The sequence below is a fragment of the Rathayibacter sp. AY1D9 genome (genome assembly GCF_002932395.1).
Classification (GTDB): domain Bacteria; phylum Actinomycetota; class Actinomycetes; order Actinomycetales; family Microbacteriaceae; genus Rathayibacter.
Genome location: NZ_PSVQ01000008.1, coordinates 1 through 14,902 on the forward strand (window position 1 = coordinate 1; position 14,902 = coordinate 14,902).

Sequence of the window (14,902 nt, forward strand, 5' to 3'; positions counted from 1 at the left end):
CTCGGCCGGGTCCCCGACGCGCACACCTGCTCCCGAGCGGGCTGCCCGCGGACGGCGACGTTCGCGATCGAGTGGCGGAACCCGAGGATCCACGCAGAGCATCCTGATGCCCATGGCGATCGAGTACTTGATCGCGCGGGAGCGCCGCTCGGCGCTCGGCGACGGCGGTAGGGAGGTGAGTGTCTCGCGTGGTTTCACAGCCCTGCAAGCCTACGTCGCGGCGGGCGGGTGCAGGCCGGGAGGGCCTCATCCCGGAATCTGTTGCGCGACGCGCCTCTAGGATGTACGGGTCGCCCGGCGCCGCACGAGCGCCGGCAGGAGGGACACCATGACCACGCCGCGCACCGTCCTCGTCACCGGGGGCAACCGGGGGATCGGCTTCGCCATCGCCCGGGAGTTCGTGGCCGCCGGTCACCGGGTCGCCGTGACCGCGCGCTCGGGCTCCGGTCCGGAGGGCTCCCTCACCGTCGTCGCGGACGTGACCGACGCCGCCTCCATCGACGCCGCGTTCACGCAGGTCGAGGCCGAGCTGGGCCCGGTCGAGATCCTGGTGGCGAACGCGGGCATCACCCGCGACACCCTGCTGCTGCGCATGACGGAGGAGGACTTCACGTCCGTCGTCGACACGAACCTCACCGGGGCGTTCCGCGTCGTCAAGCGCGCATCGAAGGGGATGCTCAAGCAGCGCTTCGGCCGCGTCGTCCTCATCTCCAGCGTGGTCGGCCTCTACGGGTCGCCGGGCCAGATCAACTACTCCTCGTCGAAGGCCGCCCTCGTGGGCTTCGCCCGCTCGCTGACCCGCGAGCTCGGCGCCCGCAACATCACCGCCAATGTCGTCGCTCCCGGCTTCATCGAGACCGACATGACCGCGGAGCTCTCGCCGGAGCAGCAGGCGGAGTACCGGAAGAGCATCCCGCTCGCCCGCTACGGCACCGCTGCCGAGGTCGCGAAGGTCACGCGCTGGCTGGCCGGCGACGAGGCGGCGTACATCTCGGGTGCCGTGATCCCGGTCGACGGCGGCCTCGGGATGGGCCACTGACCGATAAGCCTTGGGCTTATATCCGACGGATATAAGCTCTAGGCTTATGCGATGACCTCCTCCGATGTCGTCGCCGTGCTCCTGGACCTGGTGACCTCCCGCTCCCTCGTCGACCGGGCGGGTGCTCAGCGCGAGATCGAGCGGGGCTTCGCCGAGGTGGAGGCCGCGGTCCCGGCGATCCAGCCCCTGCACCCGACGGTCGGCGACGAGTTCCAGGCGATCTACCCCTCCGTCCACGCCGCGCTCCGGGCGACGCTGCAGGCGCGCCTCTCGCTCCCGGCCGGCGTCGACTGCCGCGCGGGCATCGGCCTGGGCGAGGTGCGGGTGGTCGGGTCGGGAATCGCCGGGGACCTCGAGGACGGGTCCGGCTGGTGGCGCGCGCGCGAGGCCATCGATCGCGCCCACGCGCTCGAGGACGGTGCCGTGCCCACGGCCCGCGGATGGTTCGTCGCCGGGGACGCCGACGGGGACTCCGGCGAGGCGGCCGTCAACGCCTACCTCCTCTCCCGCGACGCGCTGGTCGGAGCGCTCAGCGCGCGCGATCGCCGACTCGTGCTGGGGAGCCTGCGCGGAGCGTCGCAGAAGGAGCTGGGCGAGCAGGAGTCGATCTCGCAGCCCGCCGTCTCGCAGGCGCTGCGGCGCGCGGGAGCGGGCGCCCTCCTCGCCGGCGCGCGCCTGCTGGAGGAGACGTGCTGACGGCGCTGCTGCTCGCCGTGATCGGCCTCGGCGACCTCGCGCGCACGCACCTCCGCCGCCGTGCGGCCCTCCTCGCGATCCCCGTGCTCGCCGCCGCAGCCGTGACCGCAGCGCTCCTCGTCGGAGCCCCGCCGCTCGGTGCGGCGATCGTCGTCGTCCTGGCCGGAGCCTGGCTGCTGACGACCACGACCGTCGAGAACGCGCGGCCGCCCGGGGGTCTGCGTCCGGCCGTCGCCCTCGTCGCGGCGGTCCTGGTGCTGACCGCTGTCGACCGCGCCGTCGGCGTCCCGACGGGGCCGCTCGCGCCGACCATCGTCGCGAGCACGCTCCCTCCGATCGAGCAGCTCGCTCCGGCGGTCGGAGCCGGGCTCTTCCTGCTGGAGAGCGGCAACGTGATCGTGCGGGCGGCGCTGTTCCGCGAGCTCCCGCAGGCCGAGCCCGCGCCGCGTCCGCGCTGGAGCGTGCGGTTCGCGCGTCGGGAGCCGGCCGACGCCCGCCTGCCGGACCTCCAGGGCGGGCGCACGATCGGACCGCTGGAGCGGCTGCTGATCGCCGGTCTCACGCTCGCCGGAGCGATCGGCCTCGCCGGTGCCGTGCTCGCGGCCAAGGGGATCGTGCGCTTCCCCGAGATCTCCCGCGACGGCGGCAGCGGCGAGAAGGCGGAGTACTTCCTGGTGGGCTCGCTCGTCAGCTGGGCGCTGGCGCTCGGCTGCGCCGGACTCGTCGCGATCGCGGGCCGCTGACCTTCCTGAGGCCGGGGGAGGCGGGCCTCAGCCGCGGAGGCCGAGGACGGGCAGCAGCTGCGACAGGTCGAGGCCGCCGACGACGAGGTCGGCGCGCTCGCGCACCAGGGGCTTGGCGTTGAAGGCGACCGCGAGGGAGGCGACCGCCATCATCTCCAGGTCGTTCGCACCGTCGCCGACGGCGATCGTGCGCTGCGGCGGGACGCCCGAGACCGCCGCCCACTCTCGGAGCGCCTCCGCCTTGGCCGCGGCGTCGATTACCGCCCCGTCGACCGCTCCGGTCAGCAGGCCGTCCCCGCAGCAGAGGCGGTTGGCCCGGACGAAGTCGAGGCCGAGCGCACCGGCGACCGGGTCGAGGACCTCGTGGAACCCTCCGGACACCACACCGATGCGGCCGCCGGCGGCGTGGACGCCGGCCACGAGCTCGGCGGCGCCGGGCGTGACGCGGACGCCTGAGCTCACATCGGGGAGCACCGACTCCGGGACCCCGGCGAGAGTGGCGACCCGCTCGCGGAGGCTCTCGCCGAAGTCGAGCTCGCCGCGCATCGCCCGCTCCGTGACGGCGGCGACGCGCTCCTCGGAGCCGGCGTGCACCGCGAGGAGCTCGATCACCTCGTCCTGGAGGAGGGTGGAGTCCGCGTCGAGGACGACGAGGAAGCGGGCAGGCGTCGCAGGACGCTCACTCATGGGCCGGTCCGATCGGTCGGGTGGGCGCGCCGGGGCGCAGAGCTCGACCCGCGGGGGTGCTACGGGTGGACGACGACGCCCTTGCCGACGACGGTGATGCCCGACTCGGTGACGGTGAACCCGCGCTCGCGATCGCGGTCGTGGTCCACGCCGACTCGAGCACCGGGCTCGACGACGACGTCCTTGTCGAGGATAGCGCGGACGACCAGCGCGTCCGGGCCGATGCGGACCTTGTCGAAGACCACCGAGTCGGTGACCGTCGCGTTCGACTCGATGACCGTCCAGGGCCCGACGACGCTGCGCTCGATGTGCGCGCCCGAGATCACGGTGCCGAGCGAGACGACCGAGTCGACCGTCGATCCCATGTTGCCCTTGCCGTCGCGGACGATCTTGGCCGGAGGGGAGTTCAGCTGCGACGAGAAGATCGGCCACTGCTGGTTGTAGAGGTTGAAGACCGGCAGCGCCGAGATGAGGTCCTGGTGGGCCTCGAAGAAGGAGTCGATGGTGCCGACGTCCCGCCAGTAGTAGCGGTCGCGGTCGGTCGAGCCGGGGACGTCGTTGAGCTTGAGGTCGTAGACGCCGGCCTCGCCGCGCGCGACGAAGTCGGGGATGATGTCGCCGCCCATGTCGTGGTCCGACGTGGAGGACTCGCCGTCGCGGATGACCGCGTCGATCAGGGCGTCCGCGTCGAAGACGTAGTTGCCCATGGAGGCGAGGACCTCGTGCGGGGAGTCGGCCAGGCCGACGGCGTCCTTGGGCTTCTCGAGGAACTCGGAGATCATCGTCGGGACGATGCCGTCGCCCGCCTCGTCACCGGCGAGCTGGATGACGCCGAACTGGTCCGCGAGCTCGATCGGCTGGCGGATGGCCGCGACGGTCGCCTTCGCACCGGACGTGATGTGCGCGTCGATCATCTGCGAGAAGTCCATGCGGTAGACGTGGTCGGCGCCGACCACGACGACGATGTCGGGCTTCTCGTCGCGGATCAGGTTGAGGCTCTGCAGGATCGCGTCGGCCGAGCCGCTGAACCAGCGCTTGCCCAGGCGCTGCTGCGCGGGGACCGAGGCGACGTAGGAGTTCAGGAGCCCGGAGAGGCGCCAGGTCTGCGAGACGTGGCGGTCGAGCGAGTGCGACTTGTACTGCGTCAGCACGACGATCTGAGTGAGACCGGAGTTGATCAGGTTGGACAGCGCGAAGTCGATCAGCCGGTACTGCCCGCCGAACGGCACCGCGGGCTTGGCCCGGTCCGCCGTGAGGGGCATGAGGCGCTTTCCCTCGCCGCCGGCGAGGACGATGCCGAAGATCTTCTTTGACTGCATGGCACCACAGTAGGGGCTCGGGCTTCCCCGTGGACCCCGGCTGTCGCCGGGGGAGCGCCCTGTACTACGGTTCGGGGGTGCGAGTCGATCTGCTGACCAAGGAATACCCGCCCGAGGTGTACGGGGGAGCCGGTGTCCACGTGGCCGAGCTCACCAAGGCGCTGCGCAGCGACCTGGAGGTCGTGGTGCGCTGCTTCGGCGCGCCGCGCGAGGAGGAGGGCACGTTCGCGTACTCCGTCCCCGCGGAGCTCGCCGAGGCGAACGGCGCGCTGCAGACCCTCGGGGTCGACCTGCAGATCGCGCAGGACGCGGCGGGGGCCGACCTGGTCCACTCCCACACCTGGTACGCCAACGCCGCGGGGCGTCTCGCCCAGCTCCTGCACGGCATCCCGCACGTGGTCTCGGCGCACAGCCTCGAGCCGCTGCGTCCGTGGAAGGCCGAGCAGCTCGGCGGCGGCTACCGCGTCTCGAGCTGGATCGAGCGGGAGGCGTACGAGAACGCCGACGCCGTGATCGCGGTGTCCGGCGGCATGCGCGAGGACATCCTCCGCTCCTACCCGGCCCTGGACCCGGCGAAGGTCCACGTGGTCTACAACGGCATCGACCTCGACGCCTGGCACCCAGTCGAGGACGAGGCCGTCCTCGCCGAGCTGGGCATCGACCCCTCGCGCCCCTCCGTGGTCTTCGTCGGCCGCATCACCCGGCAGAAGGGCCTGCCCTACCTGCTCCGCGCCGCGGCGACCCTGCCTCCCGAGGTGCAGCTCGTGCTCTGCGCGGGCGCCCCCGACACCCCCGAGATCATGGCCGAGGTCACCTCCCTCGTCCGCAGCCTCCAGGAGGAGCGCACCGGCGTCGTCTGGATCGACCGGCACCTGCCGCGCCACCAGCTCTCCGCGGTCCTGACGAACGCGACCACGTTCGTCTGCCCCTCGATCTACGAGCCCCTCGGCATCGTCAACCTCGAGGCGATGGCCTGCGGTGCGGCGGTCGTCGGGACGGCGACCGGCGGCATCCCGGAGGTCGTCGACGACGGCGTGACCGGCCGTCTCGTCCCGATCGAGCAGGTCACCGACGGCACCGGCACCCCCGTGGACCCGGAGCGCTACGTCGCCGACCTGGCCGCCGCCCTCGCCGAGGTCGTCGCCGACCCGGAGACGGCGAAGCGGATGGGCGCCGCGGGCCGCGAGCGCGCGCAGAGCCACTTCAGCTGGACGCAGATCGCGCGGGACACCCGGGCGATCTACGACTCGCTCGTCTGAGCCTCCCGGCCGCCTCCTTTAGAATGGCTCCCATGCCCAGCGTTGTCTCGTTCGTCGATGTGTCCTTCGTCCGGAACGGCAAGCGGATCCTCGACCACGTGTCGTGGGACGTGGCCGAGGACGAGCGCTGGGTGATCCTCGGCCCCAACGGGGCGGGCAAGACCTCGATCCTGCAGATCGCCGCCGCGCAGAACTACCCCTCGACCGGTGCCGCGCACCTGCTCGAGGAGACCCTCGGCCGGGTCGACGTGTTCGAGCTGCGCCCGCGCATCGGCTACGCCTCGACCGCGATGGCGCGCCGCCTCCCGGCCGGCGAGAGCGTGCTCGACGTCGTGATGACCGCCGCCTACGCCGTCACCGGCCGCTGGAACGAGGGCTACGACGCGATCGACGAGCGCCGCGCCCGCCGCGTGCTGTCCGAGTGGAAGCTCGAGCACCTCGCCGAGCGCACCTTCGGGACGCTCTCGGACGGCGAGCAGAAGCGCGTCCAGATCGCCCGCGCGATCATGACCGACCCCGAGCTGCTCCTGCTCGACGAGCCGGCCGCGAGCCTCGACCTCGGCGCCCGCGAGGAGCTCGTCCAGCTGCTGGGCGGCTTCGCGAAGGACCCGGCGTCGCCCGCGATCGTGATGGTGACCCACCACGTCGAGGAGATCCCCGACGGCTTCACCCACGCCCTGCTCCTCCGCGACGGAGCGGTGGTGGCGGCGGGCCCGCTGGCCGAGTCCCTGACCGAGGCGACGCTCGCCGAGACCTTCGGGCTCGACATCGCTCTCACCCGCGAGAACGGGCGCTTCTCGGCCCGCGCCCGCGGCTGACCCCGGCTCCGGGGTCCGGGCGCGGCGCGACTTCTGCGCGCGCTGCCGGTCTGGTATTCTCGGTAGCTGGTTCGGGCCCGTTCGCGGTGCGCCCGCCCTCATCCACCCGTTCCCGTCGACGACAGGTGCGGTTCAGGACCATCGACGACAGGACACGACCATGAAGACCGACATCCACCCCGAGTACTCCGCGATCGTCTTCCGCGACCTCGCGTCCGGTGAGACCTTCCTCACCCGCTCGACCGCGAAGAGCAGCAAGACGATCGAGCTCGACGGCGTGACCTACCCCGTCATCGACGTCGAGATCTCCTCCGCCTCGCACCCGTTCTACACGGGCAAGCAGCGCATCATGGACTCGGCCGGCCGCGTCGAGAAGTTCAACAGCCGCTACAAGAACTTCGGCAAGTAGCACTCCTCGAAGGGCCCTCGACCTCACGGTCGGGGGCCCTTCGTCGTTCCCGCGGGGCGGTCCTCAGTAGCGGTAGAAGCCCTCTCCGGTGGCCGTTCCGAGGCGGCCGCGATCGACGTACTCCGTCTTCAGGTGGGCGGCGAACGCCTGGGAGGCCTCGTCCGGGGCCGCGGCGGCGATGTTGTAGGCGGTCCGCAGACCGACGACGTCGAAGATCTGGAAGGGTCCGAGCGGGGCGCCGGTGCCGATCCTCCAGGTCTTGTCGATGGTCTCGTGGTCGGCGTAGCCGCCCATGAGCAGACCCGACGCGGCGTTGAGGAGCGGCACCAGCAGCGAGTTCAGGACGTAGCCGGCCTTCTCCTTCTGCAGCCTGATGGGCTCGAGGCCGCTGGAGACGGCGAACTCCACGACGGCGTCGACCACGGCGGGGTCCGTGTCCGCCGTCCCCATGATCTCGGCCGTGTTCTGCGCCCAGACGTGGTTGGCGTAGTGCAGCGCGAGGAACCGGTCGGGTCGGCCGGTCGAGGCCTTCAGGTCGCTGGGGAGCAGCGTGGACGAGTTGGTCGCGAAGACCGTGCGCTCGGGAGCGAGCGCACCCAGGCGGCCGTACAGCTCCTGCTTCAGGCCCAGGTCCTCGGGGACGGCCTCGATCACGAGGTCGGCGTCGGCGACAGCCTCCGCGAGGTCGGAGGTGAGGCGGAGGGAGTCGAGCGCCTCCTGCGGTCCGCCGGCGACGCCGCCGGGCACCGACTCGTAGACGCCCGCGAGACCGCGGAGCCGCTCGCGCGCCGACTCGAGGACGTCGTCGAAGAGGTCGTAGACGGTGACGTCGAAGCCGTGGAAGGCCGACTGGAAGGCGATCTGGGAGCCGAGCACTCCGCTGCCGAGGACGGTGACCGTGCGGATCGTGGGCATGACTTCTCCTTGCGAGAGGGGGGAGGGGGAACACGTGCTCACCCGATCCCACAGCGCCGCGGTCCGCGGAGCGAGGGCTTGCGCCGACGGGCTGGCCGTGGCCGTCGGGGAGCCGGCGCGGTAGCGTCCCGGCATGGTGTCCTTCGCCGACAAGCCGATCCTGCCGTTCACGACTCCTGAAGAGTGGGACGCCTACCTCCGCGGCGAGCCCGACCCGGACGGAGTCCGGCTGAAGCTGCGGAAGAAGGCCGCCGTGGATCCGGGGATCACCTACGCCGAGGCGCTCGACATCGCGCTCTGCCACGGCTGGATCGACGGTCAGGCGGGAGCCTTCGACGAGCAGTTCAAGCTCCAGGCCTTCACCCCGCGGCGTCGCGCTAGCCCGTGGTCCAAGGTCAATCGCGATCACGTCGCACGGCTGCTGGCGGAGGGCCGGATGCTGCCGGGCGGGCTGGCCGAGGTCGAGCGGGCACGCGCCGACGGGCGCTGGGACGCGGCCTACCGGCAGCGCGGTGCGGAGGTGCCGGACGACTTCCAGCGGGCGCTCGACGCGGATCCGCAGGCCCTGGCCTTCTTCGCGACCGTCGGCGGGCAGAAGCGCTTCGCGTTCCTCTTCCGCCTCTCGCAGCTGAAGCGGGCGGCGACGCGGGAGCGGCGGATCGCGGAGTACGTGGCGCTCCTGCGCGAGGGGCGCACGCTGACCTGAGGGGTCAGTGGCGGACCGGCCAGCCCCCGTCGGCGACGAAGGACTCGTCGCGGACGCGGCGCATGTACTCCTGGAAGGACTCGGCCTGGGTGCGGCACCAGTCGACCTGGAGCGCGTGCAGGGCCTCCGCGCCGACTCCGAGCTCGTCGGCGAAGGCGCGGCCCAGCGCCTGGGCGACCCGACCCGCCGCGATCGCGTCCGCGCCCGCGTCGTGCGCCTCGGTGAGGGCGACGCCGTAGTGCCCGGCGGCGAGGGTCAGGGTGCGCTTGCCCTTGCGGTAGCGGTCCACCGCCTTGTCGATCACGAGCGGATCGACGACGGGGCTCGGGTCGAGCAGCACGGGCACGCCCCAGCGGCGCGCCTCGTGGGCGAGGAGCGAGAGGTCGTAGGGGGCGTTGTAGACGACGACCGGGATGCCGCGGGCGAGGAGCGAGCGCAGCGCCTCGGAGATCTCGGCCACGACCTCGCCGGCGGGGCGGCCGTGCGCGCGGGCGTGCTCGGTGCTGATCCCGTGGACGGCGGAGGCGCCGGCCGGGATCTCGACCCCGGGATCGGCGAGCCAGGTCGTGCCCTCGATCGGCTCGCCCGCCGCGTCGATCACGCCGACGTGCGCGGTGACGATGCGGCTCGTGCGGACGTCGATGCCGGTGGTCTCGAGGTCGAACACGGCCAGCAGGTCGAACCACCGCGCCCCATCGGAGGGGACGAGCGCCCGCTCGGCGTCGTCGAACAGCATCGGCTCGGTCTGCGTCTCGGTCGTTCCGGTGGTGCTCACGCCGACAGCCTAAAGGGGGCCTCCGACATCGGCCGGAGGCCCCTCGGCGTGCTGCCGGGTCAGCGGGCCTCGTGCGCCTTGGCGACGTGGAGCCAGAAGAAGCCCTGCGTGCCGAGCGTCATCGTCAGCGTGCCGTCGTCCGAGAATCCGGGGAAGCGGCCGCCGCCGAACAGGTCGCTCAGCGTCGATCCGGGATTCTCCGGGTCGGTGATCGTGACCGAGACCGGGTTGTGGTTGAAGCTGAAGACGCAGAGCACCTCCTCGGGCTGGTCGCCCATCTCGGAGCCCGAGCCGGCGTAGTCCCGCACGAAGGCGAGCACCGACTCGTGGTCCGTCTCGAGGACGCGCATCGACCCGAGGCCGAACGCCGGGTGGCCGCGGCGCACGTGCAGGACGTTCCGCATCCAGTGCAGCAGGGAGCGGGACTGCGCCAGCTGCGCCTCCACGTTGACCTGGTTGTAGTGGTAGACGAGCGACTGGACGATCGGCTGCACGAGCTTGCCGGGGTCGGCGGCCGAGAAGCCGGCGTTGCGGTCGGGCGTCCACTGCATCGGCGTGCGCGACGCGTCGCGGTCGTTGAGCCAGATGTTGTCGCCCATGCCGATCTCGTCGCCGTAGTACAGGAACGGGCTGCCGGCGAGGGAGAAGAGCAGGGCGTTGATCAGCTCGAGCTCGGCACGCGAGTTGTCCAGCAGCGGCGCGAGCCTGCGGCGGATGCCGATGTTCGAGCGCATCCGCGGGTCGTAGGCGTACCAGCCGTACATGGCCTGGCGGTACTCCTCGGACACCATCTCGAGCGTGAGCTCGTCGTGGTTGCGGAGGAACACGCCCCAGGCGGCGCCGCTGGGGATGTCGAACGTCTCGGAGAGCACCTTCTTCAGCTCGTTCGCCGTCTGCGCGCGGAGGGAGTAGAAGATGCGCGGCATGACCGGGAAGTCGAACGCCATGTGGCACTCGGGCTCCTCCTCCGTGCCGAAGAACGCGGCGACCTCTCGCGGCCACTGGTTCGCCTCGGCGATCAGGATGCGGCCGGGGTAGTCGCGGTCGACCATGGTGCGGAGGTTCTTGATGAACTCGTGGGTGGGCGGCTCGCCCTCTCCGTTGCCCTCGTCGGACTCGTAGAGGTAGGGGATCGCGTCGAGCCGGATGCCGTCGACGCCGAGGTCGAGCCAGAACTTGACCACGTCGTGGATCGCCTCGTGCACGGCGGGGTTCTCGAAGTTGAGGTCCGGCTGGTGCGAGAAGAAGCGGTGGAAGTAGAACTGGCGGCGCTCGGCGTCGAAGGCCCAGTTCGAGTCCTCGGTGTCGACGAAGATGATGCGGATGTCCGGCCACTTGTCGTCGGTGTCGTTCCAGACGTAGAAGTCGCCGTAGGGGCCCTCGGGGTCGGACCGGGACTGCTGGAACCACTCGTGCTGGTCGCTGGTGTGGTTGAGCGGGAAGTCCATCACGATGCGCATGTTGCGCTCGTGGGCCTTCCGGACGAGGTCGCGGAAGTCCTCCATCGTGCCGAACTCGGGGAGGATCGCCTTGAAGTCGGAGACGTCGTAGCCGCCGTCGCGCAGAGGCGACATGTAGAACGGCGGGAGCCAGAGGGCGTCGATCCCGAGCCACTGCAGGTAGTCGAGCTTGGAGGCGAGCCCGTTGATGTCGCCGGCGCCGTCGCCGTTGGAGTCGTAGTACGACCGGATCATCACCTCGTAGAACACCGCCCGGCGGTACCACTGGGGGTCGAGGGCGAGTCCGGGGAGTTGGATCGGCGACGTGAAGCTCACGGTGCTCCTTCTGCTGCTGCCTGAGCGGATGACCGTCTCGCGAGACGGGTGGGCGGTGCGCCGTGTTGCGAGCGCGTGATCATGCTCCCGGCTCGGATCGAGGCCACGCAAGGCGTTGCGGCCAGATCTTCGACGGGCTTTCCCTACGATAAGGAACGCGATGACCACTCCCTCCCCCTACGCCTCCGATCTCGGCCGTGTCCCCGTCCGCGAGGCCGCGGTGGACGTCGCCGGATCCCGCACCGCCTACTGGACCTACGGCGCTCCGGACGCCTCGACCGTCCTCGTGCTGGTGCACGGGTTCCGCGGCGAGCACCACGGCCTCGAGCCCGTCATCGCCCGTCTGCTCGCCGGGGGAGCGGACGTGCGGGTCGTCGCTCCCGACCTGCCCGGCTTCGGCGCCTCGACCCCGATGACGCGCCTTCCGCACGACGTGGACGGCTACGCCTCCTGGCTCGGCTCCTTCCTCGACACGCTGGGGCTCCGCGGCGAGGCGGCCGTCCTCGGCCACTCCTTCGGCTCGATCGTCGCGGCCGCGGCCGTCGCCGACGGACTGCCCGCTCCGCTCCTGGTGCTGGTCAACCCGATCGGCGCGCCCGCCCTGCAGGGTCCCCGCGGAGTCCTGACCAGGCTCGCCGTCCTCTACTACAGGCTCGGCGCGCTCCTGCCGGGGCCCCTCGGACGCCGCCTGCTCAGCGACCCGCTGATCGTGCGGGTGATGAGCCTGGCGATGGTGAAGACGAAGGAGCCGGCGCTGCGACGCTTCGTGCACGACCAGCACGACCGCTACTTCAGCGCCTTCGCCTCCCGCGACACGGTCCTCGAGGCGTTCCGCGCCTCCGTCTCGCACGACGTCGGCGAGTACGCCTCCCGGATCGGCGTGCCGACGCAGCTGATCGCCGCGGCGCAGGACGACATCACTCCGCTCCCGGCGCAGTACCGCCTGCTCGAGAGGCTGCCGCACGCCCGCCTGCACGTCATCGACGGAGTCGGCCACCTGATCCACTACGAGACGCCGGACGAGGCCGCCGCCGTGCTGCGGACGGCCCTCGAGGAGGGGATCGACCGATGAGGATCGTCGTCGACTGCCGGTACACCCGGCTCGAGCGGCACGACGGGATCAGCCGCTACACCGCGGAGCTCGTCCGCGAGCTCGCGAAGCTGCACGACGTGACCATGCTGATCAGCGACCGCCGCCAGCTCGCGATGCTCCCGTCGCTCCCGTGGGAGCGCGTGACCGGGCCGACCAGCCCGTTCGAGCCGTTCGTCGCGCTGCTGGTGAACCGGCTGCGGCCCGACGTGGTCTTCTCGCCGATGCAGACCATGGGCTCGCTCGGCCGCCGCTACCGGCTCGTCCTGACCGTGCACGACCTCATCTACTACCGCCACCGCACTCCGCCGCGCGACCTGGCCGCTCCCGTGCGCGCGCTCTGGCGGCTCTACCACCTCGCCTGGTGGCCGCAGCGGAGGCTCCTCCAGCGCGCCGACGCGGTCGTCACCGTCTCGGAGACGACCCGCGACCTGATCCGCTCCCACCGCCTCACCACCCGGCCGGTGGTCGTCGTCCCGAACGCGGCGACCGAGCCCGACGAGGCGAGCGCCGCTCTGGCGGGATCGCTGCCCGACCGGTCGGCCGCGCGCTCGCTCGTCTACATGGGCTCGTTCATGCCCTACAAGAACGTCGAGACGCTCGCGCGCGCGATGCGGCTGCTGCCCGACTACGAGCTGCACCTGATGAGCCGGGCGAGCGACGAGACCGTCGAGACGCTCCGGGCCCTGGCGCCGACCGCGAAGCTGGTGTTCCACCAGGGGGCGCCGGACGCGGAGTACCGTGCGGTGCTCGCGCGGGCGACCGCTCTCGTGACGGCGAGCAGGGACGAGGGCTTCGGGATCCCGCTGGTCGAGGCGATGGCGCTCGGGACGCCGGTCGTGGTGAGCGACATCCCGATCTTCCGCGAGATCGCCCAGGACGCCGCCGTGTACGTCGACCCGTCGAGCGCGAAGGGCATCGCGGACGGCGTGCGGTCGCTCGAGGACGGCGCCGTGTGGCGGACGCACTCGGCCCGGGCGAGGGAGCGGGCCGCGGCCTTCTCCTGGCGCGACTCCGCCCGGGTGCTCTTCGGGCTCCTGCAGGACCTCGGCCGGCGCTGACGCGGTCCGGCGATCGGACCGCCTCCGGGAGGCGGGCCGTCAGGCTCCCGGAGCCGGGCTGAGCACGTCGTCGAGGTCGACGTCCGCCACGACCACGTCGCCGGAGTCGTCGACGCCGACGATGCGCAGTGCCCCGTCGACGATGGCGAAGTCGTGCCGGGAGCCGTTGCCGACCGAGACGCCGTGCACGGGGAGGTCCTCGCTGCTGAGCGCGCGGATCAGGCTGCCGATGACCGCACCGTGCGTGGCGACGACGACGGACGCGTCGGGGAAGCGCTCGGCCACCTCGAGCAGCGCGGCGGTCGCCCGCTCGACGACCTCGGCGCGGGTCTCGCAGCCGGGGATCGGCGCGCGCTCGATGCCTCCGGGGAAGCGCTCGGCGAGCTCGGGACCGGTCATCCCCTCCGCCTCGCCGTAGGCGCGCTCGGCCAGGCCCGGCACCGCCAGCGGCTCGTCGAGTCCGAGACCGCGCGCGATGATCGCTCCGGTGTCGAAGGCGCGCTGCAGCGGACTGGCGACCACCGCGTCGAAGCGCCGGTCGGCGAGCAGCCGCGCCGCCGCCCGCGCCTGGGCGCGCCCGGTCGCATTGAGCGGGATGTCGCTCCTGCCCTGGATGCGCCGGGCGGCGTTCCAGTCGGTCTGGCCGTGGCGGACGAGGGTGAGCTGGGTCACAGGGGCCTCTCGGGAGGTCGGGTGCGGAGCGGGCGGGAGCTCAGAGGGCGGCGGTGCGGCGCGCGGGCAGGCGCTCGGCGAGCTCGCGGAGCACCTCGCTGGTGCCGCCGTCGATCTTGATGCTCGCGCGCGAGTCGCCCTTGGTGGTGCCGCGGTTGACGATCACGATCGGCATCCGGGCGCGACGGGCGATCTCGAGGAAGCGGATGCCGGAGTTGACCACGAGCGACGAGCCGGCCACGAGCAGCGCGTCGGCGCCCGCGACGATGGCGCGCGCCTCCTCGAACCGCTCGGTCGGGATGAACTCGCCGAAGAAGACGATGTCCGGCTTCAGGATCCCGCCGCAGACCGTGCACTCGGGGACGGTCATCGCCGAGACGTCGTGGACCTCGGCGTCGCCGTCGGGGTTGAGGGAGGAGACGTCGGGGTCGTCGAGCCAGGGGTTGAGCGCCTCGATCCGCTCGGCCACCGCGTCGCGGGCGAAGTACTGGCCGCAGGTCATGCAGCGCACACGGTCCGCCGAGCCGTGCAGATCCACCACGCGGCGCGAGCCGGCCCGGACGTGCAGGCCGTCGACGTTCTGCGTGACGACGCCCGTGAGCAGGCCGCGCTCCTCGAGCCGGGCCAGGGCCCGGTGGCCGTCGTTGGGGAGCGTGCTGGTGAACCGGCGCCAGCCGAGCTGGCTGCCGGCCCAGTACCGGCGGCGGTAGTCGGGATCGGCGACGAACTGGGAGTAGGTCATCGGGCTGCGCACCGGTGCCCCGGCTCCGCGGTAGTCGGGGATGCCCGAGTCGGTGCTCATGCCCGCGCCGGTGACGGCGGCGATGCGGCGCCCGCTGAGGAGTTCGACGGCCTGCTCGACCGCGAGCGCCTCGGGGCCCTCGGCGACCGGTGTCGGACTCGACTCCATCCGCGCCTCCTTCGAGGGCCGTTCGAGC

17 protein-coding genes are annotated in these 14,902 nt (G+C 72.0%); 9 read left to right on the forward strand and 8 right to left on the reverse strand.

Translation table 11 applies throughout. The features are described from left to right. Positions 1 to 198 (reverse strand): DUF3099 domain-containing protein (locus tag C5C50_RS16665; protein WP_146085866.1); only part of this gene is annotated, 198 nt, incomplete at its 3' end. A gap of 130 nt (positions 199 to 328) precedes the next feature. Here C5C50_RS16665 and C5C50_RS05395 point away from each other — a divergent pair. From C5C50_RS05395 to C5C50_RS05405, 3 genes are read left to right on the forward strand one after another with little or no spacing between them, the layout of a single operon-like run. After that, complete coding sequence (locus C5C50_RS05395) at positions 329 to 1,039, forward strand: beta-ketoacyl-ACP reductase (protein ID WP_104273050.1); 711 nt, start codon at positions 329 to 331, stop codon at positions 1,037 to 1,039. A 51-nt stretch (positions 1,040 to 1,090) separates the two neighbouring features. Beyond that, the gene (locus C5C50_RS05400; protein ID WP_104221954.1) at positions 1,091 to 1,735 is read left to right on the forward strand and encodes a SatD family protein; all 645 of its coding nucleotides are present in this window, start codon (positions 1,091 to 1,093) and stop codon (positions 1,733 to 1,735) included. Then, entirely contained in the window at positions 1,729 to 2,478 is a 750-nt protein-coding gene (locus C5C50_RS05405) for a hypothetical protein (RefSeq protein WP_104273051.1), read from the forward strand. The genes C5C50_RS05400 and C5C50_RS05405 overlap by 7 nt, the downstream gene beginning before the upstream one ends. A gap of 27 nt (positions 2,479 to 2,505) precedes the next feature. On the opposite strand, the gene serB is transcribed toward C5C50_RS05405, so the two are convergent. Both serB and C5C50_RS05415 read right to left on the reverse strand, forming a co-directional pair. Then, on the reverse strand, positions 2,506 to 3,165 hold the full coding sequence (gene serB / locus C5C50_RS05410; protein ID WP_104273052.1) for a phosphoserine phosphatase SerB: 660 nt from the start codon (positions 3,163 to 3,165) through the stop codon (positions 2,506 to 2,508). Between the two features lie 59 nt (positions 3,166 to 3,224). Then, positions 3,225 to 4,484 carry a glucose-1-phosphate adenylyltransferase gene (locus tag C5C50_RS05415; RefSeq protein WP_104221960.1) on the reverse strand — a complete coding sequence of 420 codons (1,260 nt, stop codon included), beginning with the start codon at positions 4,482 to 4,484 and terminating at the stop codon, positions 3,225 to 3,227. Positions 4,485 to 4,561: 77 nt separating this feature from the next. Here C5C50_RS05415 and glgA point away from each other — a divergent pair, with 77 nt between their 5' ends. The 3 genes from glgA (at position 4,562) to C5C50_RS05430 (ending at position 6,970) form a co-directional block, all read left to right on the forward strand. Next, complete coding sequence (gene glgA, locus C5C50_RS05420) at positions 4,562 to 5,743, forward strand: glycogen synthase (protein WP_104225282.1); 1,182 nt, start codon at positions 4,562 to 4,564, stop codon at positions 5,741 to 5,743. A gap of 32 nt (positions 5,744 to 5,775) precedes the next feature. Beyond that, positions 5,776 to 6,561 carry an ABC transporter ATP-binding protein gene (locus C5C50_RS05425; protein ID WP_104221964.1) on the forward strand — a complete coding sequence of 262 codons (786 nt, stop codon included), beginning with the start codon at positions 5,776 to 5,778 and terminating at the stop codon, positions 6,559 to 6,561. Positions 6,562 to 6,721: 160 nt separating this feature from the next. Beyond that, positions 6,722 to 6,970, forward strand: coding sequence for a type B 50S ribosomal protein L31 (locus C5C50_RS05430; protein ID WP_068253003.1), 249 nt, complete (start codon positions 6,722 to 6,724; stop codon positions 6,968 to 6,970). Between the two features lie 63 nt (positions 6,971 to 7,033). Here the strand turns inward: C5C50_RS05430 and C5C50_RS05435 are convergent, their stop codons facing one another. After that, positions 7,034 to 7,885 carry a 3-hydroxyacyl-CoA dehydrogenase gene (locus tag C5C50_RS05435; protein ID WP_104273053.1) on the reverse strand — a complete coding sequence of 284 codons (852 nt, stop codon included), beginning with the start codon at positions 7,883 to 7,885 and terminating at the stop codon, positions 7,034 to 7,036. Between the two features lie 133 nt (positions 7,886 to 8,018). Here C5C50_RS05435 and C5C50_RS05440 point away from each other — a divergent pair, with 133 nt between their 5' ends. Then, the gene (locus C5C50_RS05440; protein ID WP_104273054.1) at positions 8,019 to 8,591 is read left to right on the forward strand and encodes a YdeI family protein; all 573 of its coding nucleotides are present in this window, start codon (positions 8,019 to 8,021) and stop codon (positions 8,589 to 8,591) included. 4 nt (positions 8,592 to 8,595) lie between these two features. Here the strand turns inward: C5C50_RS05440 and C5C50_RS05445 are convergent, their stop codons facing one another. Together C5C50_RS05445 and treS are read right to left on the reverse strand one after the other, a co-directional pair. Beyond that, a complete protein-coding gene (locus C5C50_RS05445; protein WP_104273078.1) occupies positions 8,596 to 9,327 on the reverse strand; it encodes a 3'-5' exonuclease in 732 nt (243 codons plus the stop codon). A gap of 98 nt (positions 9,328 to 9,425) precedes the next feature. Further along, positions 9,426 to 11,141, reverse strand: a complete 1,716-nt coding sequence (gene treS, locus C5C50_RS05450) for a maltose alpha-D-glucosyltransferase (RefSeq protein WP_104221970.1) — start codon at positions 11,139 to 11,141, stop codon at positions 9,426 to 9,428. Between the two features lie 160 nt (positions 11,142 to 11,301). Here treS and C5C50_RS05455 point away from each other — a divergent pair, with 160 nt between their 5' ends. Together C5C50_RS05455 and C5C50_RS05460 are read left to right on the forward strand one after the other, a co-directional pair. Further along, positions 11,302 to 12,213, forward strand: coding sequence for an alpha/beta fold hydrolase (locus C5C50_RS05455; RefSeq protein WP_104246810.1), 912 nt, complete (start codon positions 11,302 to 11,304; stop codon positions 12,211 to 12,213). After that, a complete protein-coding gene (locus C5C50_RS05460) occupies positions 12,210 to 13,292 on the forward strand; it encodes a glycosyltransferase family 1 protein (RefSeq protein WP_104225279.1) in 1,083 nt (360 codons plus the stop codon). The genes C5C50_RS05455 and C5C50_RS05460 overlap by 4 nt, the downstream gene beginning before the upstream one ends. Positions 13,293 to 13,331: 39 nt before the next feature. Here C5C50_RS05460 and C5C50_RS05465 read toward each other — a convergent pair whose 3' ends face one another. Both C5C50_RS05465 and C5C50_RS05470 read right to left on the reverse strand, forming a co-directional pair. Beyond that, complete coding sequence (locus tag C5C50_RS05465) at positions 13,332 to 13,964, reverse strand: histidine phosphatase family protein (RefSeq protein ID WP_104232621.1); 633 nt, start codon at positions 13,962 to 13,964, stop codon at positions 13,332 to 13,334. A gap of 40 nt (positions 13,965 to 14,004) precedes the next feature. Next, positions 14,005 to 14,874 (reverse strand): Sir2 family NAD-dependent protein deacetylase, encoded by an 870-nt coding sequence (locus tag C5C50_RS05470; protein WP_104250355.1) that lies wholly within the window; start codon positions 14,872 to 14,874, stop codon positions 14,005 to 14,007. Between the last annotated feature and the right edge of the window lie 28 nt (positions 14,875 to 14,902).